Raw genomic sequence first — 25,195 nt, forward strand, 5'->3', positions numbered from 1 at the left:
CCTCGGCTGCCTAGCGTTGCCATCGCACAATCATGCGCAGTTCCCTCCGAAGGAGAATTGATGAACCACGTTGAAGCGTTCGCCAACGGTCTTGCCGAGGACCCGATCCGGCCGCTCGAAGCGCTCCAGAACTCGGCGCCCGCCCTGTGCACCACCTGCTGGACGTTCTCCACGATCGGGATCGACCTCGGCACCGTGTTCGCGGCCGGGGTCACCTCGGACGCCTGCCACACCCACCACGCCGACGGGGTGGACGTCGTCGACCCCTCGATCGTCCAGGGCCGTTCCGCCGCCGCGCTGCTCTCGATGCGCGCCGGCTGATCAACCGAACTCTGCGGCCCGGTGGCGCTTCCGCGCGTCATCGGGCCGCAGGCACCAACCGAAGCGAAGGGACTGGGGGTCGTTCGTGGCCGACGCCACCGAGATCGCGTTGCGCCGTGCCGAGCGGGTTTCCGCGCTCGGTTCGGTGGTCACGGCGCTCGAGAACCTCGCGACGATGCGCAGCTTCGACGACGGCGAACTGCTCTCCTGGCGGGTCGCGCGCACCCGGTTCGGCTGGATGACCGGAAAGCGGAGCCGCGCGCTCGACACCGCGTTCGGCAAGCGGGGCATGGGTGTCCTTTTCGGACTCCGGGCGCTGTCCGGAACCTCGCTGGTGGTGGGCAGGGGTGGCGAGGCGGCCAGGCGGACCGCGTCGACGTACCTCGCCGGGAGCAGCTACGCGCTGCGGGCGCGATCGCCGTACGGCTCCGACGGCGCGGAGGTCATGCTGGGGCTCACCCAGGTGGCGCTGGCGCTGGCGGCGTGGTTCCCCGGCGACGACCGGGCCAGGAAGGCGTGCCTGTGGTTCATCGCGGGGCAGTCCAGCCTTTCCTACAGTGTCGCGGGCATGGCCAAGCTCGCCTCGCCGGTGTGGCGCGACGGCACCGCCTTGCGCGATCTGTTCCGCACCAAGCTCTTCGGGCACCCTGCCGTGTTCGCCTACCTCCGTGACAAGCCGGCGCTGAGCAGGGCGCTGGGCTGGGCCACGATCGCCGGGGAAACCCTGTTCCCGCTGGTGCTGATCGCGCCGAAGCCGATCGTCAGGACCGTGCTCGCGGCAGGCGCCGGCTTCCACGTCGCGAACGCCTCGGTGATGGGGCTCAACCGGTTCGTCTGGTCCTTCCTCAGCACCTATCCCGCGATCGACTTCTGCGCGCGCGCACTCCGCGGCGCCGAGGACGGTGCGCGGTGACCGGGCCGGACCTGGTCGGCCTCGGCACCCACGCGGTGTGGGCGAAGGTCGAAGGCAGCCAGACGAACGCGCCACCGGTGGTCTTCGAGGGCCCGCTCGGCGGGCCGGTCGAGCTGTGGTCGTACCTTCAGCGCGAGCTGGCGCGCGACACGCTCACGGTGAGCTACCAGCGCGCGGGCACCGCGCCGAGCACGCGCGCGCCCGGCCCCCGCACGGCACCGAAGCTCGCCGAGGACCTCGGCGAGTTGCTGACCGCGCTCGGCATCGACCGGCCGGTCGTGCTGGTCGCGCACACCTTCGGGGCGATGGCCGCGCACTCCTTCGCCGTGCGGTGGCCGGACCGGGTGCACGGGCTGGTCCTCGTCGACCCGATGCACCCCGGCGAGCTGATGCGCTCGGCCGCGCAGCGCAAGGCGATGGCACAGCTCGAAGCGGCCCTGGTGCGGTCGGGGGTGAAGACGCTGCTGCGGCGCGGGCGCGGCGCGGCGGCCGCGTCGTTCGACTGGTTGCCCGCCGCCGAACGGGAAAGCCTCAGCCGGTGCCTCGACCACCCGCGCACCTGGTTCGCGGCACTGAGCGAACTCGTGGCGTGGAAGAACTCCGCCGGCCGTTTCGCCGGTGGCTTCCCGGCCGAAGTGCCCGTCGTGGTGCTCGGCTCGAAGCCGAGGCTGGGCAGGGACAAGGTGGCGCAGGCGCTCGTCGGCGAACTCACCGCCGCCTCGGCGCGCCCCGCCTTCGTCATGGTGCCGGAGGAGTCGGCGATGCGGCTGACCGCGGACTCGCCCTTCGGCGCGGCCACGGTCGACGCGGCGCGGTACCTGTTCGCGGAGGTGACGGCGTGAGCCGCCGGTTCGTGCGGTCCGCGCTCTACGGGCTGCTCGGCGGCTGGTTCGGGCTCTCGCTCGTCGGGCAGAAGCTCTTCCGCGGTGACGCGCCGAGCGCGTGGGACCGGCTGTACCTCCTGCTGCCGGACTGGCGGTTCTTCGCGCCGGACCCCGGCGTGCACGACTACCACATCCTCTACCGCGACCGGCTCCGCGACGGCACGGCGACCGCGTGGCGCGAGGTCACCTCGATCGCGGAACGCCGTCCGCACCACGCTTTCTGGCACCCGACGCTGCGCAAGGAGAAGTGCGCCTTCGACATCGTCAAGGAGTTGCTGCGCTACGTGCAGGACAACCCGGCGGGAAGCGAGGGCGTCCAGCTCAGCGTGCCGTACCTGACGTTGCTCACGCATATCAACGCGCAACCGCACGACGAGGCCGCGGTCGGCATCCAGTTCCTGCTCTCGCTGTCCGGCGGCCACGACGACGAGCCCCCGTTCGCGTTGTTCATGTCCGAGGTGCATCCGCTCGAAGAGGGGGACTGATGGCGGGAACCGAGTACGAGGTGGCCGTCGCGGGCGGCGGGATCGCGGGCCCCGCGGTGGCCGCGCTGCTGGCCGGGCGAGGGCACCACGTGGTGCTGGTGCCGGGCGAGTCATACGACGAAGAGTGGTTCGAGATGCTGGAACCCGGCGTCGAGCGCGTCTTCGGCGATCTCGGGCGGAACCTGGTGCCCGACGCGGTCGCGCCCCGTGGCAACGGCGAGGTTCTGATCGGCTTCGGGGCACAGCGCTTTCGCCCGATGTCCTATGCGGCGACGGGATCGGCAAGCCGGTCGCGGCACGTCGAAGGGAAGGCGCTGTCGGCGCTGCTCGTGGCGCGTGCGCGCGAGCGAGGCGTCGAAGTGCTCGACGGCGCCCTTGCCACGGCTCCTCTCGTCGAGGACGGCGCCGCCATCGGGTTCGAGTGCTTTGTGGACGGACAACCACGCGTGCTGCGCGCACGGGTCGTGGTGGACGCGACGGGTGCGCCCGGCCTCGTCCCCACCGCGATGGGCGCGGCCAGCGCCGACCGCGGCACCGCCACGACGGCGTCGGTGCGGGTGCACGAAGTGCCCCCGGCCGCGCTGCCCTTCGCCGAGGCCGGGCCGTTCGGGTACCTCGAACGCCTTCCGGCAGGCCGGGCGTGGCTCTGGTACGTCCCCTCGGGTGACGCCGGTGGCGGGCTGGCCTTCGGCTCGCTCGACCGGGACGACGTGCCGGCCACCTGGCCGGACCTGCTCGCGGGCACCGTGCTGGGCGAGCTGTTCGGCGCGGCGACTCCCGCCGGTGCGGTGCGCACGAGCGCGGTGCCCGGGTTTTCGGCCACCGTCTGCGGCCGCGGCTGGATCGCGCTCGGCGACGCGGCGGGGGTCGACCCCGGCCCGCTGGCCAGCGGCGCGTCGATGGCACTGCTGGCCGCGCAGAGCGCGGTTCGCGCGATCGAGCTGCTGGTCGAGGATCCGGCGGACCGGGCGGTGGCGAACACGGTCGACCGCTGCCACCGCGAGGTCGGGGCCGCGCTGGTCGCGCACAGCGCGTTCTGGATCGACCCAGCGCGGGCCGGTGAGTCCGATGTGGACCTGGTGCGGAACCTGGCCTCGGCCTTCGGCGGCGAGCTGGCACCGGGCATGGCGAGGATGCGCGACGCGTTCAGCGGGCTGGCCCCGCTGTTCGATGTGGACGCTCCGGACGGGTACTTGCTCGCGTGGTGAGCCCGCGGCTCAGCTCGGCCGAGTACCGAGGCCCCACGGGTTCCGGCGGCGGACTCCGCCGGATTTTGGTGCGGTACCCGAATAAAACTGGAGGAAGAGATGAATCAGGTAGAACGTGCGGCGCAGGCCGCGCAGCCCGGTGACGGCGGCGCGCTGAAGCCGTTGGAGGTCGCGAGCGCGACCACGGCGGCGCTGTGCACGCCCGCCGCACTGCTCACCACGGTGACCATCTTCCCCGGCGTCTTCGCCGCGGGCAACATGGTGAGCGACTTCGTCGGCATGCAGGACCAGGCCGGGGGCGGTGCCGGGCTGTCCGGCAAGTCCAGTGGTGAGCTGCTCGGAATCCGGCTCGGCTCGATCGGCGCCTGATCCCACAGGCACCTACGCGTGCGGTACTCGAAGGAAACTGGAGGAAGCAATGAATCTCGTCGAACGCGCGGCGCAGGCCGCGCAGCCCGGTGACGACGGCGCGCTGAAGCCGTTGGAGGTCGCCGGTGCGGTCCCGACGACGCTGTGCACCCCTGCCGCGCTGGTCGGGACGCTCACCATCACCCCCACCCTGTTCGTAGCGGGCAACATGGTGAGCGACTTCGTCGGCATGCAGGACCAGGCCGGCGGCGGTGCCGGGCTGTCCGGCAAGTCCGGTGACGAGCTGCTCGGAATCCGGCTCAGCTCGATCAACGCCTGATCCGGCGGAACGCACGTCAAGGAAGGGCCACCCCGCAGGGTGGCCCTTCCCCGTGGTCCGCTCCACATCGGACACACGGACGACGTGCCGGTCAGCCGGACAACTGCAACCGGTACGCGATGCTCGCCGCTTCGGTGCGATTCCGGACATTCAGTTTACGGAGAATGTTCAGCACATGGGTGCCGACCGTCGCCCTGGAAATGTGGAGCTGTTCGGCGATGGTGGAATTCGGATACCCCTTCGCGAGATAGGAAAGGACCTCGTTCTCCCGCGTGGTGAGCTGGTCGAGTCGTCCCGTTTTGGGTGCCCTGACCAGATCGATGATCTGTTTCGCGTGCGGGCTGAGCAGTCTCGGGGAGATGAAGAGCTCTCTTTTTCGCGCCGAGTGGATCGCGGCCACGTACTGCCAGGCAGTGTCGCACTCGAGCACCACCGCCGAGGCGCCCGCCGCGAGCGCGTCGCTGACCTGCCCCGGCTCGTCCTCCGCGCAGACGGCGACCACCGGCAGCCTCGGTGACCAGGTGGGACCGTCGAGCCGGTGTGCGTCCCGCCATGCCGCGCTCCGGAACACCGAGGGCGACCTGACCAGCCAGATGCCTTCGCGCGCCGAGTTCTGGATGTGCCAGAAGTCGGCCACGAGACCGTCCGCCGCGATGGGGTTCATGCCGAAGCGGCCCCAGTCGAACGGAGTGGGCTCGAACGGTCTTCGCGGCTGCTCTTCCGAGCCTGCCGCGGTGTCCGGGCCGGTGACGACGTATACGTCGATATGATCTTTTCTTGAATCTTTTTTCAATTTCGCGGACCCCAGTTTCTCGCTCAGTGCACGAGCATTTACCGCTTTCGGGGATGTTACGCGACATGTCGCCCGATCGTGTCGGTAATTATCTGGCTGTGACCAGGATCACACTTGCTTGATTTTCCGGTGTTCGGGGGCAGCGACGTGGTGCCAAGATCCGTCATCTGCATGATGCCGGTGTTCACCACGCGGAGTTAGCCTTCTGGCTCACCTGCCCGGTCGAGACCCTGGGGTTCGACCTGTCTCTCGGGAGTGCGATGAAACTGCGGGGTAAAGTCCTTGCCACCAAACGGCGGCGGTACGTCGACGATCTCGATCGGACGTTCGGCCGGATCGAGCGGCTCACCGCGGTCGGGTCGACGATCGGTGCGCTGGAACAGCTCGCCACGCACAAGACGCTCGACGACAAGGGACTGCTGAGCTGGCCGGTCAACCGGACGCGGCTCGTCGGCGCGCACAAGTTCCACATCAAGCAGCTCGACAAGGTGCTCGCCTACCCCGGTGTGATCGGGCTGGTGCAGACCAGGCTGCTCAGCGGTGCCGGGCTGCTGGCGCCGGGCGGCACGCGCCGGTCGCGCGCGGCGTGCCTCGCGGGGCTGGCGGGCACCGGTGCGGCGATGAACGTGCGGAGCAACTACGGCCTCGACGGCTCGGACCAGCTCGCCTTCATCAACTACGCGGTGGCACTGCTGGAAAAGCTCTTCCCCGACGACCGCAAGGCCCGCGAGTTCGCACTGTCCTTCATCGCCGCGCAGAGCTGCCTGTCCTACTTCACCTCCGGGGTGGTCAAGATGACCTCGCCGGTGTGGCGCAACGGTGCCGCGATGCCGGGCATCTTCCGCACGCGGACCTACGGTGACAAGTTCCTCTTCGGACTGCTCCGCGACCGGGAGACCTTCGCCAAGCTGATGGCGTGGGGCGTGATGGTCGCCGAAGCCACGTTCCCGCTCGTGCTGGTCGTCCCGAAACCCGTCGCGCGGCTGTTCTTCCTGAGCGGGATGGCCTTCCACGTCGGCAACGCGAAGTTCATGGGGCTCAACCGGTTCTTCTGGTCCTTCGTCGCCACCTACCCCGCGGTGGAGTACTTCGCCCGTTCGTCGGGGAAGCGCGCATGACGGCCACGCGGAACCAGTGGGTGGCCGCCGCGCTCGGCGCCGCGGCACTCGCCCCGATCGCGGTGAAGCAGGCGGTGAACCGGCTCGCCCCGCCGGAGGGCGCGCCGGGCGAGTTCGTCGAGTTCGACGGAGAGCGCGTCCACGCGCTCGTCAACCGCGAAGGGGACGGCCCGACCGTCGTCTTCGAAAGCGGATTGTCCTGCCCCTGCACGGAATGGGCGTGGGTGCTGCGCGGGATCGACGGGCGGTTCCCCTACGTCGTCTACGACCGGCCCGGCAACGGCTGGAGCCCGGCACGCGGCCGTCGTGGTGCCGCCAAGACCAACGACGTGACGGCCGGACTGCTCGCCGCGCTCGGGCTGCCGGCACCGTACGTGTTCGTCGGGCACTCGGTCGGCGGGCTGGTTGCCCGCGCGTTCGCCGCGGGCAGGCCGGACCAGGTCGCCGGGCTCGTGCTCGCGGAGTCGTCTCACCCCGACCAGGGTTCCCGGGTGCCTGCCCAGCGCGAGGCGCTCCTGATGGTCCGGCACAACATCTCGAACCTGCGCCTGCGCAGCTTCTTCGGCGTCGATGTCGGCCCGGAGCCGATGCGGTACTTCCGCGCGCTGCCGCCCGAACTCGTCGCGTGCACCGTCCACGCCGTGTCATCGGCGGCCGTGTGGCGCGGCGCGGCCATGGAGTTCGACGTGTGGGAATCGCGGTGGGCCAAGGAAGTCAGGGACAAGCCACTGCCGGGCGACCTGCCCGTCGCCGTGCTCACCGCGGGCGTGAACGCCGACCCGCAGCACCTCGTGCTGCAGCGCGAACTGGCAGAGCTGTCCGATGTGCACCGGCACACCGTCGTCGACGGCGCCGACCACAACGGGCTGGTGATGCACCGCGAGCCCGCCGCCGAGATCGTCGGCGCCATCGAGTGGGCGGCCACCGCGCGCGTGCCCGTCCTCGAACCCCTGAACCGACCGAGGTGATGACGATGCGGCGAACGACCATCGCGAAGCTCGCGGGCAGGTGGAGCCTCTACGGCCTGCTGGCGTCCTGGTTCGGGCTGACGCTCTACCAGCAGGCCGGCGCGCCACACTGGCTGCAGGCCAAAGTGGACCCGATCGGGATCACGATCCCGAACTGGCGCTTCTTCGCACCGTTGCCGGGGCGCCACGACTACAACGTGCTCTACCGCGACCGGTTGCCGGACGGCACCGTCACCGCGTGGCGCGAGGAGGAGATCTCCGTCCCACGCAAGATGCTGCAGATGGTGTGGCATCCTCGCCGCCGCATGGAGAAGGCACTGTCCGATGTGGCCTCCCAGCTGTTCTCGATGGTGGACAAGGTCGAGGACCGGACGATCATCCAGCTCCTGATGCCCTACCTCGCGCTGCTGAACTTCGTCACGAACCAGGTGCCGCACCGCGACGGCGCGGTGGACGTGCAGTTCATGATCGCGCAGTCGGCGACCTACGACCCCACGGTGGAACCGGCGATGATGTTCCTGTCCGAATGGCATTCGCTGTACGGGGAGGCGCGATCGCTGCCCGCCGAGGCGGCACGTGAGGCGGTGCCGGCCGGATGACCGGCGGCGAGGACCTCGTACGCGCACGACTGGCCGAGGGCCCCGCCGGGTTCCTGCTCGGGGAGAAGAGCGGCGTGCCGGCCGAGGACGGGCGGACGATCGAGGTCGACGACCCGTCCACCGGCACGCCGATCGGCTCGGTCGCCGCGGCAGGTCAGTCCGATGTGGACAATGCGGTTTCGGTGGCGGCGGCTGCCGTCGAGGATCGCAGGTGGTCGGTCAAGCACCCCGGCAAGAAGGCGCTCGCGCTGGCGAGGCTCGGCGAGCTGATCGACGAGCACGCGGACGAACTCGCCTACTGGGAGGCGTTGGACGGCGGTATCCCGATCGCGCTGGGACCGCTGCAGGCGTACGCCGCGTCCGGGCTCTGCCAGTACTATTCGGGCTGGCCGTCGCGGCTCTACGGCGACCTCAACCCGCTCGTGCACAACTTCCACGCCTACACCCTGCGCGAACCGGTCGGCGTGGTCGCGGTGCTGGTGCCGTGGACCCAGCCGCTGGTGACCACGCTGCTGCGGGTCCTTCCCGCGCTCGCCGCCGGCAACTGCGTCATCCTCAAGCCGTCGCGGCGGGCACCCTTCAGCGCCTTGCGCGTGGCCGAACTCGCCATGGAGGCAGGCCTTCCGCCCGGTGTGCTGACCGTGCTCACCGGTGACGGCCCGTCGACCGGTGCCGCGCTCGCCGCGCATCCCGGGGTCGACCTGGTCACCTACGCCGGGCCGACCGGGCCGGGGGTGGCGGTGCACGGGCTGGCCGCGCGCACCCCCGGCAAGCGCGTGCTGCTCCAGCTCGGCAGCACCAATGCCGCGGTGGTGTTCGCCGACGCCGATCTCGGCACGGCGGCGCTCGCGGTCGCGTCCTCGGTGTGGCAGGTGGCCGGGCAGCTCCCGAACGCCTGCGGGCGGCTGCTCGTGCACCGGTCCGTCCACGACGAGGTCGTCGAGCGGGTCGCCGAGCAACTCGGCACGCCGAAGATCGGGTCCGCGCTCGATCAGGACACCAGGATGGGCCCGCTGATCTCGGCGGCGCATCGGAAGCACGTGCTCGACGCCGTCGCGCTCGCCGAGGCCGGTGGCGCGGCGGCGGTCCTTCGTGGACGGATCCCGGACGGGCCGGGCTATCTGCTGACGCCCACGCTGCTCACCGCCGAGACCGAGGCCGCCGTGGTGGCCACCCGCGAGCTGGCGGGCCCGGTGCTGACCGTGCTCCCGTTCGACGACGACGAGCACGCGGTGCGGCTGGCCAACTCCGGCGGCGGGGCGATCGGCGCCGGGCTGTGGACCTCCGACGTGGTCAGGGTGCACCGGCTCGCGCCACGGCTTCGCGCGGGCTCGGTGTGGGTCAACGTGCACGGCCTGATGGACGGTTCCGCGCCCTACGGCGGCGCGGGCGGTTCGGGGCTCGGCAGGGACGGGGGACAGGAGTGGATCCATTCCTACACCGACGCGAAGGCCGTCTACGTGGGGCTCGGCCCGGAACCTCCGAGGTGATCGGATGAGTACCCCGGATGTGCTCTTTCCCGGCGGAGGAGCCGTGAGCACCGACGACGTGCTTTTCCCAGCGGAGGAGGCATGAGTACCGACGACGTGCTCTTCCCAGCGGAGGAGGCATGAGTACCGACGACGTGCTCTTCCCAGCGGAGGAGGCATGAGTACCGACGACGTGCTCTTCCCAGCGGAGGAGCCGTGAAGACCGACGACGTGCTTTTCCCAGCGGAGGAGGCATGAGCACCGCGATCGTGGTCGGCAGCGGCCCGAACGGGCTCGCCGCCGCGGTCGCGCTGGCGCGCGCCGGGGTCGAGGTGACGGTGTTGGAGGCCGGGCGCGAGATCGGCGGCGGCACCAGGAGCGGCGATCTCGGCATGCCCGGCCTGGTGCACGACCACTGCTCGGCGACCCATCCGATCGCCGCGGTGTCCCCGTTCCTCCGTTCGCTCGATCTCGGACGGCACGGCCTTCGCTGGCGCACCGCGGAGATCGACTGCGCCCACCCGCTCGACACCGGCGAAGCCGCGCTGCTGCTGCGTTCCGTCGACGACACCGCCGCCGGGCTCGGCGCCGACGAGCGCGCGTGGCGGCGGCTGTTCGGGCCGCTGTCGTCGAGTTTCGACACGCTTGCCGAAGACCTGCTGCACCCGCTCGTCCGCGTGCCGCGGCATCCGGTTTCGCTCGCCCGCTTCGGGATGCGCGCGATGCTGCCCGCGGCGGCGCTGGCGCACCGGTTCCGCACCGACGGCGCTCGCGCGCTCTTCGGCGGCGTCGCCGCGCACGCCTTCCACCCGTTCCACCTGCCTGCCACGGCGGGCATCGGGCTCACCATCATCGGGGCAGGGCACCGGGCGGGCTGGCCGGTGGCCGAGGGCGGGTCGGCGGCGATCACCACCGCGCTGGCGGGCCTGCTCGCCGAGCTGGGCGGGAAGATCGAGACCGGCGTGCGCGTGCGGGCGGCCGGCGAGCTGCCGCCGTCGGACGTCGTGCTGTTCGACCTGGCACCGCGCGCGGTCGCCGGCATCCTCGGTGACGAACTGCCGAAGCGGGTGGCGAAGGCCTACCGCCGGTACTCCTACGGGCCGGCCGCGTACAAAGTGGACTTCGCGGTGGACGGCGGCGTGCCGTGGTCCACTGTGGACTGCCGACGGGCGGGCACGGTGCACCTCGGCGGTGGGTTCGAGGAGATCGCGGCCACCGAGCGGCAGATCGCCGCGGGCACGATGCCGGAGCGGCCGTTCACCCTCGTCGGGCAGCAGTACCTCGCCGATCCGTCCCGATCCCGCGGCGACGTCCACCCGGTGTGGGCCTACGCGCACGTGCCGAGCGGGTACACCGGTGACGCGACGGAACACGTGATCCGGCAGATCGAGCGGTTCGCCCCCGGGTTCCGCGAGCGGATCGTCGCGCGGGAGAGCCGGTCGGCCACCGCGTTCGAGGCGTACAACCCGAACTACGTCGCGGGCGACATCGTCGGCGGGGCGAACACCTTGCGGCAGCTCGTGTTCCGGCCGAGGGCGGCGTTCGACCCGTACCGGACCGGCGTGCCGGGCCGGTACCTCTGCTCCGCCGCCACCCCGCCCGGCGCGGGCGCGCACGGCATGTGCGGCGCGAACGCCGCCGCCGCCGCGCTGCGGTACCTCGAACGGGTTCAGTTGTCGTAGTACGAGGAAGGCGGCTGGTCCCAGCGCTGGGTCGGCGCGGGTGCTTCCGGCTGCTGCTTGCGGCGCACCGTGCGCGAGTTCGCCGCGGTGCTGCTGATCACCGCGGCGATCACGAGCCCGAGCACCAGGTTGATGATCGCCGTCGCCACTTTCGCGCTCAGCACCACGGTGAGCGTGAGCGGCAGCACCACGGCGATGAGCGTCACCAGCACCATGATCCAGCCGAAGAAGGTGCCCGGTGCCGGGACGGCGAGGCTGAGCAGGTGCATCAGCGCGGTGGCGAGCAGCGCGATCGCCGCCGCCACGATCGCGTAGGTCGTGGTGCTGGCGTTGCCCCAGATGCCGGCGCCCTTCGGGGCCAGCACCTCCACCCCGAAGATGCCGCGGGCGATGAGCAGGCCGACGACCGCGACCAGCGCGGCCACCACCGCCGTCGCGACACCGCCCGCCCACAGGCGGCCCGCGTCCACCCCGTACCGGACGTTCTCGCGGTAGTCGGCCATCTGCTGTTCCCTCCGCTCGGCGACGCGCCCTACCCCCCGATTGTCACGCGATTCGGCGTGGCCCGCCTGTCCGGACGAGCGCTAAAGGGATCCGAAGAGCCAGTTGCCGAGCGCGTCGAGGTCGGTGCCGGTGTGGAACTGGCGCGCGGCGTCGAGCAGCTCGTCCACCGTGAGGCTGCCGTCGTTGTCCGTGTCGAGCTTGGCGAACGCCTCGGCGGAATCCTCCGCCGGATTGCCGATGGCCTCTTCGAGCCGCCGGAACTCGGCCGGTTCGAGCGTGCCGTTCCCGTCCGTGTCGGCGACTTCGACGGCAGCCTTGATGAGCTGGCGCAACCCGTGCTCGAACCCGCCCGAGACGGCGAAGGCGGCGATCATGCCGTCGCGGTACTCGCGGTCGTTGATGCGGCGGTCGCCGTCGATGTCGAGGCTCTTCAGCAACTCGTGCCAGAACCCCTGGAACGCGTCGGTGAGCGCGACGTCCTTCGGCGACCCCGGCGGCACGTCGAACGCCGCGGCGATGCGGGTGGCCATCGCGAGCAGGTCGTCGTGGGTGATGTCGCCGTCGCGGTCGAGGTCGAAGAAGTCGAAGAACTTGCGGAGCCGGGCATCGCGGCTGCTCGGCGGTGTCTTCGTCGGCACGGCGCTGGTCCCTTCGCTCGTGGCGTGGGGCTCCATGGTAGTTCGCCGAGCGGGTCCGGCGCGTTGGTCAATTCGGTCTAATGCGCCGGTGGTCCCGGCAAATCGGACACCGGGACCACCGGTGCTCACGCGCGACTGTCCTGAAGGGACGGTGTGCGCAGCGCGGCCTCGAGCCGGGGGACCACGGCGGCCAGCCCGGCGGCGTTCGGGTGAAGCGGTGCGATGCCGTTGTCGATGACGGTGGGCAGCACGCCCTCGATCCACTTGGTGCCGATGCCCTGGCAGGCGTCGTGCCCGATGCTCGGCGTCCTGATGTCGACGTAGGTGGCGCCGTGGCGCGCGGCCTGTTCCGCCATGCGGGTGTTGAGCCGGTCGATGTTGCCCTGGACGTAGTCGGCGTCCTGCGGCAGCACCGGCACGAACGGCCAGCAGCCGCCGGGCTGGATGCCGGTCGGGTAGCCGACCATCAGGATCCTCGCCTTCGGCGCGCGGTGGCGGATCTGCTCGATCACCGTGCCGTAGGTTGGCGCGAACGCGTCGATCCTGCGCGCGTACCGGTCGACCCCGCCCTCGGTGCTGGTCGCCTTGCACGACTTGCCCAGCAGCGGGGCGTCGATGATCCCGGTCTGCGGCAGCAGGTTGACGCAGGACGTCGCGAGGCCGACCAGCCCGATGTCGTTGCCGCCGATCTGCACGGTGACCAGGGTGGTGTCCCTGCTGAGCGCGTCGTACTGCGGTTTCGCGGTGCCGAAGACGTTGCCCGGCTGGGGTTTGCCGAAGTCCTCGGTGGTCGCGCTGCTGCACGTGACGTCACGGGTGGCGGCGGGCTTGATCTTCTTCGACAGCAACTGCGCGTAGTCGACGGCGGAACGCGCGCAGGTGAACAGGTCGCTCTGCGGCAGCACCAGCGCGCCGGCCGCGAACGAATCGCCCATCGCCACGTACACCTGGCGCGCGGGCGCCGCCGTCGCGGGCGTGCCGAGCCCGATCATCGCCAGCGCGGTACCGGTCACCGCCGCGGCGCGGGCGAGTCTTGCCCGGCGTGGCCGGGGTGGGGCGGGGACGGTCACGGCTGCCTCCTGCATGCGTCAGTGAATGTGAAGGTCTCTCATGATTGGTGTGAGAAGGATCGTCCGGCGCGGCCGGGCGCACTAGGCGCGCGACGCGCGTCCGTGGCCGGGGTTTTTGTAGGCTCCCTCTATGACGATGGGGTCGGGGCGCGCGTGGCGACGGCTGGACGCGGCGGTGCTCACCCAGCTCGAACCGGACGTGGCCGCGATCGCGGGCGCCGCGATCGAGCAGGTGCACGCGGGGCTGCGGCAGCCGCTCGACGAGGCGACCGCGGCGAACCTCCAGGTGACCGTGAACGCCGCCTTGACCGCGTTCTTCGCCGAGATCGGCCACCCCGAAGCGGCCGCGGACCGCGAGCTGTTCGGCGGCACGGTCGACGACCCGGCCGGGCGGCTCGCGCTCGCACTGGCGCTGCGGATCCAGCCGCACGTCGCCCCGTCCGATGCAGAGGGATCCTCTAAAAAACCGCTGCGCTCCGATTGAGCGTCAGTGACGGGTTTCGATCGACAGGTCGCCGCTGTTGAACGCGCGGCCCCTCTCGCTGGCGAGCAGGTCGTGCGGGTAGCCGAGTTCGATCGCGCTGGCCTGGTCGAGGCGGGCCAGCTGGGCGGCGGTGAAGTCGACCTCCAGCGCACCCAGGTTGTCCTCGAGCTGCGCGGGGGTGCGCGCGCCGATGATCGGTGCGGTCACGCCCGGGTTCCGCAGGGTCCAGGCCAGGCCGACCTGGCCGGGTGTGCGGCCCATCTCCGCGGCGACCTCCAGCACGACGTCCGCGATGGCGAGGTTGCGTTCGGTGACGTCGCCGTTGGCGATGTTGAAGCCCTTGCGGGTGCCGTCAGCGTCGACCTCCGTCGCGGTCAGGTCGTCGCGGCTGTACTTGCCGGTGAGCACCCCGCCTGCCAGCGGTGAAAACGGGAGCACCCCCAGGCCCAGCTCGCGTGCCATGGGGATCAGGTCGCGTTCCGCGGTGCGCTGGATCAGGTTGTATTCGATCTGCAGCGCGACCAGCGGCGACCAGCCGCGCAGGTCGGCGATCGCCTGCATGCGCGACACCTGCCAGGCCGGGGCGCTGGACATCGCCACGTACAGGATCTTGCCCTGCCGGACCAGGTCGTCCATGCCGCGCAGGACCTCCTCGGCCGAGGTGGTGAAATCCCACACGTGCAGGTAGAGCAGATCGAGGTAGTCCGTGTTCAGCCGTCGCAGGCTGGTTTCCACCGACGCGAACAGGTTCTTGCGGTGACTGCCCCCGGAATTCGGATCGCCCGGCCGGCTCAGCGTCGAGTACTTCGTCGCCAGCACCAGGCTTTCGCGGTTGTCGCGGGTGAATTCGCCCAGCAGGCGCTCGGAACTGCCATTGGTGTAGGTGTTCGCGGTGTCGATGAAGTTGCCGCCGCGCTCGACGTAGCGGTCGAACAGCTTGCGCGCGTCGTCCTGCTCGGCGCCCCAGCCCCACTCGGTGCCGAAGGTCGCCGCGCCCAGCGCCAGCGGGGAGACCCGCAGCCCGGAGCGGCCCAGCAGCCGGTAGGTGTCGAGAGTGAGCGGCATCGTGTCCTCCTGTACTCGTGATCGGTGTCGACGACGAGCCTGCAACCGCCATGAGCTGGGAATAAGGGAAGGAAATTCCTGGGAGGGCCAGTCCTACCCTGCTGTAATGTCGATCGTGATGACCCGCACCGTGGACACGACACAGGAGCTGGCCGCGTTCCTGCGGACCCGGCGCGAACGCCTCGACCCGGACGACTTCGGCCTGCCGTCGCGCAGGCAAGCCCGGCGCACCCCGGGCTTGCGCCGCGAAGAGGTCGCCGAACTGGCCGGGGTCAGCATCGACTACATCGTGCGGCTGGAACAGGCCCGCGGGCTGCGGCCCTCGGCGGAGGTGGTGGAGGCGCTGGCGCGAGCGCTGCGCCTGGCCCCCGACGAACGCGCCTACCTCTTCGACCTGGCCCAGCAGCGCCCCCGCACCGCGGACAAGCTCGCCACCGCGGCCGCGCCGCCGCTGGCCCGGCTCGTCACCGATCTGTCGCCGCTGCCCGCCATGCTGATGAACCACCGCTACGACATCCTGGCCTGGAACGGCGAAATGACGAAGCTGCTCCTGGATTTCGGCACCCTGCCACCGGCGCAGCGCAATTCGATGTGGCTGTGCCTGCTGCATCCGGAGATCCGCGAGTTCTACGTCGACCGCGAACGCGTCGTGCGGGAGGGCGTCGCCCACCTTCGTACCGCGTGGGCCGCGCATCCGGAGGATCACGCGCTGGCCGACCTCATCGCCGAATTCACTGCTGGGGACCGGGAATTCGCGCGGTGGTGGGGCGAGCGGGACGTCAAGGTCATGGGGCGGGGGCGCAAGGAGATGCGGCATCCTGTTGCCGGGTTGATCGGGGTGCACTTCGAAACGCTTACGCCACTTCAGGATCCGGATCAGCTCTTGGTGATCTACCGCGCCGCGGATGACGGTAGCCGGGTGGCTTTGGAGCGGTTGTTCGCTCGGTGAGCGGGCTTCTGTGCTCGCGTTTTGGCGGGCACGGTGTTCGGCTGGTCGGTGGTGTGAAAATCGCTGTCCGCGTCATCCTGTGGGCGCATGTCCGCGGCCACCCTGAGTCGCATCGGCCGTCGTTCTGCGGCCCGATGCGGTTGACGGGGTGCTGCGCCTAGCCTCGGAGACAACGCCATGGTTTCCACTGTGGACGGTCCAGGGAGGAAGCGCGATGAAGACCGGTGAGTACCTCGCCGCGACGGCCGACGAGCTGGCGGGTCACACCGCGGCGGACAAGGCCGCGGGCGGGGTGAGCCAGAAGGCGCTGTTCCGGCGGCGCGGTGCCATCGAGCTCGACGGGGACAGCGTGGTGCTGCGGACCTGGTCGGACACGCATGACCTGGTGCTGCGCCGCGAGGACGTCACGACCATCCGGCGCGAGTTCACCGATCTCTACGGCCGCTTCATCGGCGGCCTGCTCGACCGGGGCAAGCCGCTGATCGTCGACACCAGGACGGCGGGCGAGATCTACCTCCTGATCGACCGCAAGGAGTTCATGGAGACCACCGACAACAAGGGCTGGGAGAAGGACCTCAACGCGTGGCGCGATGCACGGTAGGCGCCCCGTGACGAACGGATCACCCGCGTCGGGGCGCGCACCCGGCCGTCTTTGGTGATACTCGACGTGTGCAGGGACTTGACATGCGGTTTCTCGGCCACTCGACGGTCAGGATCGAGCTGGCCGGGCGGGTGGTGCTGACCGATCCGGTGCTGACACCGCGGATCGGGCCGCTGCGCAGGGTGACCGGCGCGCTCGGCGAGGACGCGTGGGCCGACGTGGACACGGTCCTCATCTCGCACCTGCACGGGGACCACCTGCACCTGAACTCCCTGCGCGTGCTCGGCAGGGGCACGTCGATCGTGGTGCCGCGCGGCGCGGGGGCGTGGCTGCGAGGGAAGGGGTTCACCGACGTCAGCGAGATCGCGCCAGGTGAGACCATCGAAGACGGGGCGCTGACCGTGACGGCGACGGAGGCCAGGCACTCCGGGCACCGGTGGGGGCCGCGCCTCACCCACGGCCCGCAGGCACCCGCGGTCGGGCACCTGGTCAGCGGCGGCGGCACGCGGATCTACGCCGCCGGTGACACCGACCTCTTCGACGGGATGCGCGAAATCGGGCCGGTCGACGTGGCGCTCGTCCCGGTCTGGGGCTGGGGGCCGACGCTGGGCCCCGGCCATCTCGACCCCGAGCGGGCGGCGAAGGCCGTTGAGCTGATCGAACCTGCCGTCGCGGTGCCCGTCCACTGGGGAACGCTGGCGCTGACCGGGCTGACGAGGGTGCCGTTCGGCGTGGGCCGGACGATGCGGCGGCTGCTGGTGGACCCGCCGCGGGAGTTCGCGGCCGCGGTGGCGCGTACGCACGCGCGCACGGAGGTGATCGTCACCGAACCGGGCGATCGCGTGCTGCCCGGCGCGAGGTCCGGCTCGTGAGCACGGTCGTGCTCGCGTTCGACTGGTCGGACACCGCGAACGTCGGCTACCCGGTGCTGGGCGGTGGCGTGCTGCTCGGGTCGATCATCCCGATCGTGCCCACCGGCGCGGTGGTCGGCGCCGCGGCGGCGGTCGCGATGACCACCGGCCACCTTTCGCTGCCGCTCGTGCTCATCCTGTCCACCGTCGCCGCCTTCGCCGGTGACGTCGCGACGTTCGGGATCGCGCGCCTCGGCAGCCAGGCCGCGGTGCGCTGGGTGGCCCGAGGGCAGCGCGCGGACCAGCTCGAAAAGGCACGCGACCAGTTCACCCGGCGCGGCTGGCAGATCGTGGTGATCGGCAGGCTCGTCCCGGCGGGCCGGATCCCGGTGCTGCTCGCCGCTGGGGCGCTCGCCTACCCGTGGCGCAGGCTCGTGCCGGCCTCGCTCGCCGCGTGCTTCGTGTGGGCGGTCGCCTACGCGCTGCTCGGGGTGGTCAGCGGCGGCATCTTCGATTCGCCGCTGGTGGCCACCGTGCTCGCGACGGTGCTGGTGCTGCTCGTGACGGTGCTGATGAACGTGGTCTCGCGGCTGCGGAAGCGGAAGAAGGCAGGAGAGCGGTCATGAACCTTCCCCCGGCGAAGGGCAGGCTGCTGCGCGGCGGCCGGGCGGCGGCGCGGATCCTGCTGGTGTGGCTCGCGGTCGTCGGCGCGCTGCGGGCCACCGACGCGCTGCTGCCGGGGTTCGCGATGCACCACTGGTGGCAGCCGACCGTGTGCGCGCTCCTGCTCGGCCTGCTCAACGCCGTGGTGTGGCCGCTGGTGCTGCGGATCGCGCTGCCGGTGGCGATGTTCACCTTCGGCATCGGGTCCTTTCTCCTGCTCGGCGCGGGCGCGCTCGCGATCTTCAGCGCGATGCCGGGCGTGGAGATCCACGACTTCGGCTCGGCGGTGGTCGTGGTGCTCGTGATGGCCGCGGTCGGCGCGCTGATCACCGGTGTGCTCGCGGTCGACGAGGACGAGATCTTCTTCCGCAGGGCGGCCCGCCGCGCACGCCGCGGTGCCGGGAACCGGGCGCCCGAGTCACCGGGCATCCTGTTCCTCCAGGTCGACGGGCTCGGGTACGACGTGGTCCGCCGCGCCGTCCGCGACGGTGACATGCCGACGCTCGCCGCGTGGCTCACCGGCGGAAGCCACGCGCTTTCCCTGTGGCACACCGACTGGAGCTCGCAGACCGGGGCCAGCGTGTGCGGGATCCTGCACGGGTCCAATCACGACATCCTCGGTTTCCGTTGGTACGAAAAGGATCGCGACCACGTGATGGCGTGCGCGCACCCGCGTGACGCGGCGGAGATCGAGCGGCGGCACAGCGACGGCAAGGGCCTGCTCGCCGACGACGGCGCCGCACGCGGCAACCTGTTCACCGGGGACGCGCCGCATTTCAGCCTCACCATGAGTTCCATCGCCGGGCTGGTGCCCAAGGACAAACGACGGTCCAAAAAGGACCGAATCGGCGCCGGGTACTACGCCTACTTCGCCAACCCCGTCAACGCGTTGCGCACGTTCGCCGCGTCGCTCGTCGATGTCGGGCGTGAGCTTTCGGCCGCTTCTCGGCAGCGTCGCGCCGACGTGCGGCCCCGGACCAAGCGGGGCGGCTGGTACCCGCTGGCGAGGCCGGGTACCACGGTGATCGCGCGCGACGTCGTGGTCTCGGCGATCATCGAGGACATCCTCAACGGCAGGCCCGCGGTGTACGCGGACTTCCTCGGCTACGACGAGGTCGCGCACCATTCGGGGATCGAGCGGTTCGACGCACTCGCCGTGCTGCGCTCGATCGACCAGCAGATCGGCCGGATCGCCCGCGCCTGCCAGCTCAGCACCCGCCGCTACCACGTGGTGGTGCTCTCCGATCACGGGCAGACCCAGGGCTGGGCGTTCGCCGACCGGTTCGGCGAGCCGATGGAGTCGCTCGTCGGCAGGCTCTGCGGCGGCTCCGGCGACGATCCCGGCGCGCACAGCGCCCGCCGTTCCGCGGAGGGCTGGCAGGTGGGCGCCGCGCTCGCCGAGGCGACCTCTGGTGGCGGGCTGATCGCGCGACGCCTGCGGGGCAGGGTCGAGCGCGCCGGTTCCGCGGACGACCGTCCCCGCACGGAAAGCGGCAAGCCGGGCGAGGTCAGCAGGGTCGCGCCCGGCGTGGTGACGGTGGTGTCGGGGCATCTCGCGATGGTGTCGTTCACCGGGCACGAGGGCAGGGTGCCGCTGGAAACCGTCGAGCGCGAGTACCCGGAGCTGCTGCCGTCCCTTGTGGACCACGACGGCGTCGGGTTCATCCTGGTGCGCAGCGAGGAGTTCGGGCCGGTGGTGCTCGGCCGCGACGGGCTGCACCGGCTGGAGACCGGCGTGGTCATCGGCGAGGACCCACTGCTCGGCTACGGCGAGCACGCCGCCGGCCTGATCCGCCGCGTCGACCGGTTCCCGCACTGCGCCGATCTGATGATCAACAGCAGGTACGATCCGTCCACAGGGGACGCTTCACCGTTCGAACCGCACGTGGGCTCGCACGGCGGTCTCGGCGGCCCGCAGTCGCGCGCGTTCCTGGTGCACCCCAAGGAGTTCGAGGTGCCGGCCGAGATCGTCGGCGCGGAGCGGGTGCACCGGCTGTTCCGGGACTGGCTGGCGGACGTGCGCGTACCGGCGCACGCCAGCCGAGCCGCCGATCAGCCCGCTGTCGGCAGGTAGTGCGGCGGGCGCCACGCGTCGAGCTTGCGCTCCGCGGCGCCCGCGATGGACAGCAGCTTCGCGTCCTGCCAGTGCCCCGCCATCAGGAGCACGCCGATCGGCAGCTCGCCGACCGAGCCGGCGGGCACCGACACCGACGGGTAGCCCGCGACCGCGGCCGGGGTGGACGACGGGATGACGTCGTTGTCGCCCCGCGCGCAGTCCGTCGTCCACGCCGGCGGGTTGGTCGGCGAGGCGATGGCGTCGAGCCGGTAGCGCGCCATCGTGTCGTCGATCGACTGCCGCGACAGCGTTCGCAGTTCGCGCCGGTTGGCCTGGTACTGCGGATCGGTGGTGGGCGGCGCGGCCAGTGCCTGCTCGAACAGCTCCTGCCCGGCGAAGCAGGTCTGCTCGCCGGGATGGGTCCGGTTGAACTCGATCAGCCCGGCGAGATCGCGCGGCGCGCCGGTCCTGGTGCGCAGGTAGCTGTCGATGTCCCGGTGGAATTCGCTCAGCAGTGCCGGGAACTCCAGTGCCGCGATGCGGTCCTGGTGGGGGAGTTCGACTTCGACGACGGTCGCGCCCGCGGCCCGCAGCTTGTCCGCGGCCCGCGACATCACCGCGTCGACCTCCTTGCCGAGCGTTGGCAGCCGCCACAGCCCGATCCGCTTGCCGCGCAAGGCGTCCGGGCGCAGCGCGGCCGCGTAGTCGGTGGTCTGGTCCGCTGGATAGGTGGCGGTCGCCGGGTCGGCGGGGTCACGGCCCTGCAGCACGGACAGCGTGATCGCGGTGTCGACGACGTTGCGCGCCATCGGCCCCGCGGTGTCCTGCTCGGCCGAAATCGGCACCACCCCGGACCGGCTCACCAGGCCGAGGCTGGGCTTGTGCCCGACCACGCCGTTCATCCCCGCCGGGCAGACCACCGACCCGTCGGTCTCGGAGCCGATCGCCACCTGGGCGAGCGATGAGGCCAGCCCCGCGGCCGAACCGGCGGAGGAGCCGCACGGGTTGCGGTCGAGGACGTACGGGTTGTTCGTCTGGCCGCCGACCGCGGACCAGCCCGAAGTCGGCTTCGCGGCGCGGAAGTTCGCCCACTCGGACAGGTTCGCCTTGCCGATGATGACCGCGCCCGCCGCGCGGAGCCTGGTGACCAGCGTCGCGTCCCGCGACGGCGGCGGCCCGGCCAGCGCGAGCGAGCCGGCCGTCGTCGGCAGGTCACCGGTGTCGATGTTGTCCTTGAGCAGCACCGGGATGCCGTCCAGCGGACCGCGCGTGCTGCCGGTGCGGTGGCGGCGGTCGCTCGCCGCGGCCTGCCGCAGCGCGGTCTCGTCGACGCGCAGCACGGCGTTGACCTTGCGGTCCACCGTGCGGATGCGGGCGAGGTAGGCCGAGGTGAGTGCGACCGAGCTGAGCCTTCGGTCGTGCATCCTCTGCTGGAGCTGGGGAATGGTGACGGTGTCGAGATCCACGGGACACCCGTCGTCGGCCGACGCCGGTGCCGTGAGGCAGGTCGCGGCGATCAGGGAAGCGAAGGTGAGTGCTGCTGCTTTTCGCATGGGTCCATACCACTACCCCCTGGCACGCGGCGCAACGACCGTAGCGAAGGAGCGTCCGTGTGGTCCTTCATCGGTGCACCTGCTTCGGGTCGACGGCGTCGCGCAGGCCGTCGCCGACGAAGTTCACCGAAAGCACGGTGAGCGCGATGGCGACCCCCGGCGGGATCCACAGCCACGGCATGGTCTGGATCAGCGTGAGGTTCTGCGCGTCGGTCAGCATGTTGCCCCAGCTCGCCTGCGGTGGCCGCACGCCGAGCCCGAGGAACGACATCGTGGTCTCCAGCATCACGGCCTGCGCGACGGCGAGGGTGCCGGTCACCGTGGCCGGGGGCAGCGCGGCCGGGAGCACGTGCTTGCGGATGAGCCATCCCGTGCTCGCACCGCTCACCCTGGCCGCCTGCAGGTGCGCGCGATCGCGCTGCGAAAGCGTGACGCCGCGGACCACGCGCGCGGCGATCGGCCACTGGGTGCACCCGATCGCGAGCACCAGCACCGGCACGCTCGGCCCGACGATCCCGGCGAGCACCATGACCACCACGACGATGGGGAAGGACAGCACGGTGTCGGCGGTGCGCATGACGAGCGAGTCCACCCAGCGGCCGAGCAGCCCGGAGAGCGAGCCGAGCACGGTGCCGAGCAGCACCGCGAAGGCGGCCGCGAGCAGCCCGACGAGCAGGGAAACCCGTCCCGCGTCGAGGGTCCTGGCGAACACGTCACGACCGGAGGGGTCGGTGCCGAACCAGTGCGCCGCGGACGGTCCCCGTCCCGCCGCGGCGAGGTCGACCGCGTCCGGGTCGGCCGCGAGCACCGGCGCCAGCACGGCCAGCACGACGATCACGAGCAGCACCACGGCACCGGCCACCGCGAGCCTGTTGCGGCGGAAGCGGGCCAGCGCCCTGCCGCGAGGAGTGCTCATCGCAGGCCCACCCTCGGGTCGACCACGGCGTAGAGCAGGTCGGCGATCAGGTTGCAGGCGAGCACGAGCATCGCGACGTAGAGCGCGAAACCGATGATCACCGGGTAGTCCTGCTGCGTGATCGAGGAGATCGCGAGCTGGCCCATCCCCGGCCAGGCGAACACCTGCTCCAGCACCACGGCGCCGGCGAGTAGCTGCGGGATCTGGTACATCACCACGGTGATCAGCGGGATCAGCGAGTTGCGCAGCCCGTGCCGCACCACGACCCTCGCCGGTGACACGCCCTTCGCCGTGGCGGTGCGCACGTAGTCGGCGCCGAGTTCTTCGATGAGTCCACTTCGGACGTACCGGGTGAACGGCCCCGCGGTGATGAACGCGAGGATCAGCCCGGGCAGCGCGAGGTGGCGGAGCTGGTCGAGCGGATCGACGACCCCCGGCGTCGTCATCCCCGACGACGGCAGCAGGCCCCAGCGCAGCGACACGAAGTAGATCGCGACGATGCCGAGGAAGAACGGCGGCAGCGACACCGCGCCGAGGCTCAGGCCCGTCGCCGCGTAGTCGGCGAACGAGTTCCGCCGCACGGCCGCGAGCACGCCGAGCCCGAGCGCTATCACCAGTGCGAGCGCCAGCGCGGTGCCCATCAGCTCCAGCGTCGGCGCGAGGCGTTCGCCGAGCACCTCGGTCACCGGGCGCCCGCTGACGAACGAGTGCCCGAGATCGCCGGTGAGCGCGTGCGTGAACCACGTCCAGTACTGCGTCGGCAGCGGCTGGTCGAGCCCCAGCTCGTGCCGTTTCACCTCGATGAACCCGGCGTCGCCCTGGAGCTGGTCCGGGCTGATCAGCATCCGCACCGGGTCGCCGGGCGCCGCCCGCACCAGCAGGAAGACCCCCACGCTGATCAGCAGGAACACGCCGAGGTTGACCAGCACCCGCCGGACCACGAATACCGTCACTGGCCCAGCTTCCAGTCAGCGAACTGCCAGGCGCCGACCTCGTTGTTGATCGCGCCGTTCGGGGTGAACCCGTGCAGCCGGGTGGCGTGCGCCCAGATGGTGTCCGGGTTGTACAGCCAGACGTACGGGGCCCGCGCGTTCTCCAGCGCGGCGGCCTGGCGGTACAACGCCGTCCGCGCGGCGGGGTCCGCGGTGGCGTTCGCCCTCGCCATCAGCTCGTCGAACGCGGGGTCGCAGAAGCGGCCGACGTTGCCGCCTGCCGGGTACGCCTGCGCGCAGGCGTCGATCGCGCCGACCGAGGACGGGTCGGTGGCGTAGTTGCCGCCGCCGAAGAGCGCGAGGTCGAAGCTGGCGTCCGCATAGGACTGGGTCAGCTCGCCCGCCTGCACCTGCTTGAGCTCGGTGGCCACGCCGACGGCCCGCAACTGGCTCTGCACGATCGTCGCGGTGGTGTCCCGGTCGCGCTGGCCGGGGACCCAGCTCAGCCGCACCGGCTGGGCCGGATCCCAGCCCGCTTCGGCCAGCAGCCGCTTCGCTTCGCCGGGGTCGTAGGCGTAGCCGTCCGGTTCCGACGGCGCGGCGTCGCCGGAGAAGCTCGAGTTCACCACGGACCCCGCGCCGCCGAGCACGGTGTCCACAAGCGACTTCCGGTCGATCGCGTGCAGGAAGGCCTTTCGCACCAACGGGTTCTGGAAGCGCGCCTGCCGCTGGTTGACCGCGATCCGGGTGAACCCGGGGCTCGGCGCCTTCACGATGGCGATCCCCGGCAGTTTCCGCACGCTCGGCAGATCGGTCGGCGAGATCTGCGCGAGGTCCATCTCGCCGGTGCCGAGCTGACCGGTGGCCACGTCCGAGCTGACCGGTTTCAGGATGACCTTCCTGACCGGCACCGGCCGGCGGTAGCGCGGGTTCGCCGCGAGTTCGACGTACTGGTCGGTCTGGTAGCCGACGAACCGGAAGGCGCCGGTGCCCACGGACGGCTTGGTGAAGAACGGGTCGGCGCCGAGCTTCGACGGCGGGACCTGCCCCAGCACGTGCTGGGGCAGCAGGGGGAGGTACCCGACGAGCGCGAGCAGACCGGCGGCCGGCCTGCTCGTCCGGATGGTCACCGTGGTGTCGTCCGGGGTGCCGATCCCGGCCAGCGTCGAGGCCGCGCCGCTCTTCAGCTCGGCGGCGCCCGCGACGTCGGCGAACCGGCCGGTGAACGCGCTGCCGGTGGCGGGGTTCGCCAGCGCGGTGAACGAGAACGCGACGTCCTTCGAGGTGAACGGCCTGCCGTCGCTCCAGCTCAGGCCCGGTTTGAGCGTGATGGTGAAGGACTTCGCGTCCGCCGAGACGACCGGCGGGGCAGCGGCGAGGATCGGCCTCTGCCGGTACTGCGCGTCCGTGCCGTACAGCGATTCCAGTACGAACGACAGCACGAGCTGGTCCGGCCCGTTCGCGGGAGCGAGCGGCGAGAACACCTTCGGCTTCTGGTACAGGTACATCGTCAGGGTGTCCGCGACGCCACCGCGCGACTGCGTCGGATCGGCCGCGCAGCCCGCGAGCACCAGCGCGGCGGCGGCCGCGACGAGCAGTTTCCGAACCGCCATGCCTGCCCTTCGCTCGCCCGTCTCCGGGGGCCAGTTTCATCCTTTGTGGACGGTCGAGCGCGCGCGGTTCCCCCAGTGGGCGCCGACGGCGATCCGGCGCCCGGCTACGCGGAATCCGGTTCCATGCCGAGCGATACTCGCCCCGCCCTCCCGGGTTGTCAAGGGGACGCGT

At 71.2% G+C, this 25,195-nt stretch carries 27 protein-coding genes; 18 read left to right on the forward strand and 9 right to left on the reverse strand.

Features of this window, described 5'->3' with window-relative positions; all coding sequences use genetic code 11:
* The first annotated feature begins 60 nt into the window (after positions 1-60).
* The 7 genes from ABD256_RS27140 (at position 61) to ABD256_RS27170 (ending at position 4,499) form a co-directional block, all read left to right on the forward strand.
* Positions 61-321: a hypothetical protein gene (locus ABD256_RS27140; RefSeq protein ID WP_344424764.1), complete on the forward strand. Its 261-nt coding sequence runs from the start codon at positions 61-63 to the stop codon at positions 319-321.
* Positions 322-406: 85 nt separating this feature from the next.
* Complete coding sequence (locus tag ABD256_RS27145) at positions 407-1,234, forward strand: hypothetical protein (protein WP_344424767.1); 828 nt, start codon at positions 407-409, stop codon at positions 1,232-1,234.
* On the forward strand, positions 1,231-2,076 hold the full coding sequence (locus ABD256_RS27150; protein WP_344424769.1) for an alpha/beta fold hydrolase: 846 nt from the start codon (positions 1,231-1,233) through the stop codon (positions 2,074-2,076). Before ABD256_RS27145 ends, ABD256_RS27150 begins: the two co-directional genes overlap by 4 nt.
* Positions 2,073-2,603: a hypothetical protein gene (locus tag ABD256_RS27155; protein ID WP_344424770.1), complete on the forward strand. Its 531-nt coding sequence runs from the start codon at positions 2,073-2,075 to the stop codon at positions 2,601-2,603. Before ABD256_RS27150 ends, ABD256_RS27155 begins: the two co-directional genes overlap by 4 nt.
* Positions 2,603-3,811, forward strand: a complete 1,209-nt coding sequence (locus ABD256_RS27160) for an NAD(P)/FAD-dependent oxidoreductase (RefSeq protein ID WP_344424772.1) — start codon at positions 2,603-2,605, stop codon at positions 3,809-3,811. The genes ABD256_RS27155 and ABD256_RS27160 overlap by 1 nt, the downstream gene beginning before the upstream one ends.
* Positions 3,812-3,910: 99 nt before the next feature.
* Entirely contained in the window at positions 3,911-4,180 is a 270-nt protein-coding gene (locus tag ABD256_RS27165) for a hypothetical protein (RefSeq protein ID WP_344424775.1), read from the forward strand.
* Between the two features lie 49 nt (positions 4,181-4,229).
* Positions 4,230-4,499 carry a hypothetical protein gene (locus tag ABD256_RS27170; RefSeq protein ID WP_344424777.1) on the forward strand — a complete coding sequence of 90 codons (270 nt, stop codon included), beginning with the start codon at positions 4,230-4,232 and terminating at the stop codon, positions 4,497-4,499.
* A 91-nt stretch (positions 4,500-4,590) separates the two neighbouring features.
* Here the strand turns inward: ABD256_RS27170 and ABD256_RS27175 are convergent, their stop codons facing one another.
* Positions 4,591-5,163 (reverse strand): LuxR C-terminal-related transcriptional regulator, encoded by a 573-nt coding sequence (locus ABD256_RS27175; RefSeq protein ID WP_344424780.1) that lies wholly within the window; start codon positions 5,161-5,163, stop codon positions 4,591-4,593.
* Positions 5,164-5,552: 389 nt separating this feature from the next.
* Between ABD256_RS27175 and ABD256_RS27180 the strand changes: the two genes are divergently transcribed.
* The 5 genes from ABD256_RS27180 to ABD256_RS27200 all read left to right on the forward strand — a co-directional run bounded on the left by ABD256_RS27180 (position 5,553) and on the right by ABD256_RS27200 (position 11,128).
* On the forward strand, positions 5,553-6,410 hold the full coding sequence (locus ABD256_RS27180; protein WP_344424782.1) for a hypothetical protein: 858 nt from the start codon (positions 5,553-5,555) through the stop codon (positions 6,408-6,410).
* Positions 6,407-7,378, forward strand: a complete 972-nt coding sequence (locus ABD256_RS27185; protein WP_344424785.1) for an alpha/beta hydrolase — start codon at positions 6,407-6,409, stop codon at positions 7,376-7,378. Before ABD256_RS27180 ends, ABD256_RS27185 begins: the two co-directional genes overlap by 4 nt.
* 5 nt (positions 7,379-7,383) lie before the next feature.
* Positions 7,384-7,977 (forward strand): hypothetical protein, encoded by a 594-nt coding sequence (locus tag ABD256_RS27190; RefSeq protein WP_344424787.1) that lies wholly within the window; start codon positions 7,384-7,386, stop codon positions 7,975-7,977.
* Complete coding sequence (locus ABD256_RS27195; RefSeq protein ID WP_344424790.1) at positions 7,974-9,467, forward strand: aldehyde dehydrogenase family protein; 1,494 nt, start codon at positions 7,974-7,976, stop codon at positions 9,465-9,467. Before ABD256_RS27190 ends, ABD256_RS27195 begins: the two co-directional genes overlap by 4 nt.
* Before the next feature lie 233 nt (positions 9,468-9,700).
* Complete coding sequence (locus ABD256_RS27200) at positions 9,701-11,128, forward strand: phytoene desaturase family protein (protein ID WP_344424793.1); 1,428 nt, start codon at positions 9,701-9,703, stop codon at positions 11,126-11,128.
* On the opposite strand, the gene ABD256_RS27205 is transcribed toward ABD256_RS27200, so the two are convergent.
* The 3 genes from ABD256_RS27205 to ABD256_RS27215 form a co-directional block, all read right to left on the reverse strand.
* Complete coding sequence (locus tag ABD256_RS27205; RefSeq protein WP_344424795.1) at positions 11,116-11,631, reverse strand: DUF6069 family protein; 516 nt, start codon at positions 11,629-11,631, stop codon at positions 11,116-11,118. The genes ABD256_RS27200 and ABD256_RS27205 overlap by 13 nt on opposite strands.
* Before the next feature lie 81 nt (positions 11,632-11,712).
* A complete protein-coding gene (locus ABD256_RS27210; RefSeq protein WP_344424797.1) occupies positions 11,713-12,270 on the reverse strand; it encodes an EF-hand domain-containing protein in 558 nt (185 codons plus the stop codon).
* Positions 12,271-12,395: 125 nt separating this feature from the next.
* Positions 12,396-13,340: an SGNH/GDSL hydrolase family protein gene (locus tag ABD256_RS27215; RefSeq protein WP_344424800.1), complete on the reverse strand. Its 945-nt coding sequence runs from the start codon at positions 13,338-13,340 to the stop codon at positions 12,396-12,398.
* 130 nt (positions 13,341-13,470) lie between these two features.
* On the opposite strand from ABD256_RS27215, the gene ABD256_RS27220 reads away from it, so the two are divergent.
* A complete protein-coding gene (locus ABD256_RS27220) occupies positions 13,471-13,824 on the forward strand; it encodes a hypothetical protein (RefSeq protein WP_344424803.1) in 354 nt (117 codons plus the stop codon).
* 3 nt (positions 13,825-13,827) lie between these two features.
* Here ABD256_RS27220 and ABD256_RS27225 read toward each other — a convergent pair whose 3' ends face one another.
* Positions 13,828-14,889, reverse strand: coding sequence for an aldo/keto reductase (locus tag ABD256_RS27225; RefSeq protein WP_344424806.1), 1,062 nt, complete (start codon positions 14,887-14,889; stop codon positions 13,828-13,830).
* 115 nt (positions 14,890-15,004) lie between these two features.
* Between ABD256_RS27225 and ABD256_RS27230 the strand changes: the two genes are divergently transcribed.
* From ABD256_RS27230 to ABD256_RS27250, 5 genes are all read left to right on the forward strand, one after another.
* On the forward strand, positions 15,005-15,838 hold the full coding sequence (locus tag ABD256_RS27230) for a helix-turn-helix transcriptional regulator (protein ID WP_344424884.1): 834 nt from the start codon (positions 15,005-15,007) through the stop codon (positions 15,836-15,838).
* Between the two features lie 214 nt (positions 15,839-16,052).
* The gene (locus tag ABD256_RS27235; RefSeq protein ID WP_344424809.1) at positions 16,053-16,439 is read left to right on the forward strand and encodes a hypothetical protein; all 387 of its coding nucleotides are present in this window, start codon (positions 16,053-16,055) and stop codon (positions 16,437-16,439) included.
* An 83-nt stretch (positions 16,440-16,522) separates the two neighbouring features.
* Positions 16,523-17,311 carry an MBL fold metallo-hydrolase gene (locus ABD256_RS27240; RefSeq protein WP_425546526.1) on the forward strand — a complete coding sequence of 263 codons (789 nt, stop codon included), beginning with the start codon at positions 16,523-16,525 and terminating at the stop codon, positions 17,309-17,311.
* Complete coding sequence (locus ABD256_RS27245) at positions 17,308-17,916, forward strand: DedA family protein (protein ID WP_344424814.1); 609 nt, start codon at positions 17,308-17,310, stop codon at positions 17,914-17,916. The genes ABD256_RS27240 and ABD256_RS27245 overlap by 4 nt, the downstream gene beginning before the upstream one ends.
* Positions 17,913-20,027, forward strand: coding sequence for a phage holin family protein (locus ABD256_RS27250; protein WP_344424817.1), 2,115 nt, complete (start codon positions 17,913-17,915; stop codon positions 20,025-20,027). The genes ABD256_RS27245 and ABD256_RS27250 overlap by 4 nt, the downstream gene beginning before the upstream one ends.
* Here ABD256_RS27250 and ABD256_RS27255 read toward each other — a convergent pair.
* The 4 genes from ABD256_RS27255 to ABD256_RS27270 form a co-directional block, all read right to left on the reverse strand.
* The gene (locus ABD256_RS27255; protein WP_344424820.1) at positions 20,006-21,562 is read right to left on the reverse strand and encodes an amidase; all 1,557 of its coding nucleotides are present in this window, start codon (positions 21,560-21,562) and stop codon (positions 20,006-20,008) included. The two genes, ABD256_RS27250 and ABD256_RS27255, sit on opposite strands and share 22 nt — an antisense overlap.
* A 67-nt stretch (positions 21,563-21,629) precedes the next feature.
* The gene (locus ABD256_RS27260; protein WP_344424823.1) at positions 21,630-22,478 is read right to left on the reverse strand and encodes an ABC transporter permease; all 849 of its coding nucleotides are present in this window, start codon (positions 22,476-22,478) and stop codon (positions 21,630-21,632) included.
* Entirely contained in the window at positions 22,475-23,431 is a 957-nt protein-coding gene (locus ABD256_RS27265) for an ABC transporter permease (protein WP_344424826.1), read from the reverse strand. Before ABD256_RS27265 ends, ABD256_RS27260 begins: the two co-directional genes overlap by 4 nt.
* Positions 23,428-25,023: an ABC transporter substrate-binding protein gene (locus ABD256_RS27270; RefSeq protein WP_344424831.1), complete on the reverse strand. Its 1,596-nt coding sequence runs from the start codon at positions 25,021-25,023 to the stop codon at positions 23,428-23,430. The genes ABD256_RS27265 and ABD256_RS27270 overlap by 4 nt, the downstream gene beginning before the upstream one ends.
* Positions 25,024-25,195: the final 172 nt, after the last annotated feature.

This window comes from Amycolatopsis minnesotensis (assembly GCF_039529815.1).
GTDB lineage: Bacteria > Actinomycetota > Actinomycetes > Mycobacteriales > Pseudonocardiaceae > Amycolatopsis > Amycolatopsis minnesotensis.

What these genes read in the sequence shown, in the direction of transcription:
- ABD256_RS27140 (WP_344424764.1), top strand. Translation starts at nt 61, where the DNA reads ATGAACCACGTTGAAGCGTTCGCCAACGGTCTTGCCGAGGACCCGATC.
- ABD256_RS27160 (WP_344424772.1), top strand. Translation starts at nt 2,603, where the DNA reads ATGGCGGGAACCGAGTACGAGGTGGCCGTCGCGGGCGGCGGGATCGCG.
- ABD256_RS27165 (WP_344424775.1), top strand. Translation starts at nt 3,911, where the DNA reads ATGAATCAGGTAGAACGTGCGGCGCAGGCCGCGCAGCCCGGTGACGGC.
- ABD256_RS27170 (WP_344424777.1), top strand. Translation starts at nt 4,230, where the DNA reads ATGAATCTCGTCGAACGCGCGGCGCAGGCCGCGCAGCCCGGTGACGAC.
- ABD256_RS27175 (WP_344424780.1), bottom strand. Translation starts at nt 5,163, where the DNA reads ATGAACCCCATCGCGGCGGACGGTCTCGTGGCCGACTTCTGGCACATC.
- ABD256_RS27180 (WP_344424782.1), top strand. Translation starts at nt 5,553, where the DNA reads ATGAAACTGCGGGGTAAAGTCCTTGCCACCAAACGGCGGCGGTACGTC.
- ABD256_RS27185 (WP_344424785.1), top strand. Translation starts at nt 6,407, where the DNA reads ATGACGGCCACGCGGAACCAGTGGGTGGCCGCCGCGCTCGGCGCCGCG.
- ABD256_RS27190 (WP_344424787.1), top strand. Translation starts at nt 7,384, where the DNA reads ATGCGGCGAACGACCATCGCGAAGCTCGCGGGCAGGTGGAGCCTCTAC.
- ABD256_RS27195 (WP_344424790.1), top strand. Translation starts at nt 7,974, where the DNA reads ATGACCGGCGGCGAGGACCTCGTACGCGCACGACTGGCCGAGGGCCCC.
- ABD256_RS27200 (WP_344424793.1), top strand. Translation starts at nt 9,701, where the DNA reads ATGAGCACCGCGATCGTGGTCGGCAGCGGCCCGAACGGGCTCGCCGCC.
- ABD256_RS27205 (WP_344424795.1), bottom strand. Translation starts at nt 11,631, where the DNA reads ATGGCCGACTACCGCGAGAACGTCCGGTACGGGGTGGACGCGGGCCGC.
- ABD256_RS27220 (WP_344424803.1), top strand. Translation starts at nt 13,471, where the DNA reads ATGACGATGGGGTCGGGGCGCGCGTGGCGACGGCTGGACGCGGCGGTG.
- ABD256_RS27225 (WP_344424806.1), bottom strand. Translation starts at nt 14,889, where the DNA reads ATGCCGCTCACTCTCGACACCTACCGGCTGCTGGGCCGCTCCGGGCTG.
- ABD256_RS27235 (WP_344424809.1), top strand. Translation starts at nt 16,053, where the DNA reads ATGAAGACCGGTGAGTACCTCGCCGCGACGGCCGACGAGCTGGCGGGT.
- ABD256_RS27240 (WP_425546526.1), top strand. Translation starts at nt 16,523, where the DNA reads ATGCGGTTTCTCGGCCACTCGACGGTCAGGATCGAGCTGGCCGGGCGG.
- ABD256_RS27250 (WP_344424817.1), top strand. Translation starts at nt 17,913, where the DNA reads ATGAACCTTCCCCCGGCGAAGGGCAGGCTGCTGCGCGGCGGCCGGGCG.
- ABD256_RS27255 (WP_344424820.1), bottom strand. Translation starts at nt 21,562, where the DNA reads ATGCGAAAAGCAGCAGCACTCACCTTCGCTTCCCTGATCGCCGCGACC.
- ABD256_RS27260 (WP_344424823.1), bottom strand. Translation starts at nt 22,478, where the DNA reads ATGAGCACTCCTCGCGGCAGGGCGCTGGCCCGCTTCCGCCGCAACAGG.
- ABD256_RS27270 (WP_344424831.1), bottom strand. Translation starts at nt 25,023, where the DNA reads ATGGCGGTTCGGAAACTGCTCGTCGCGGCCGCCGCCGCGCTGGTGCTC.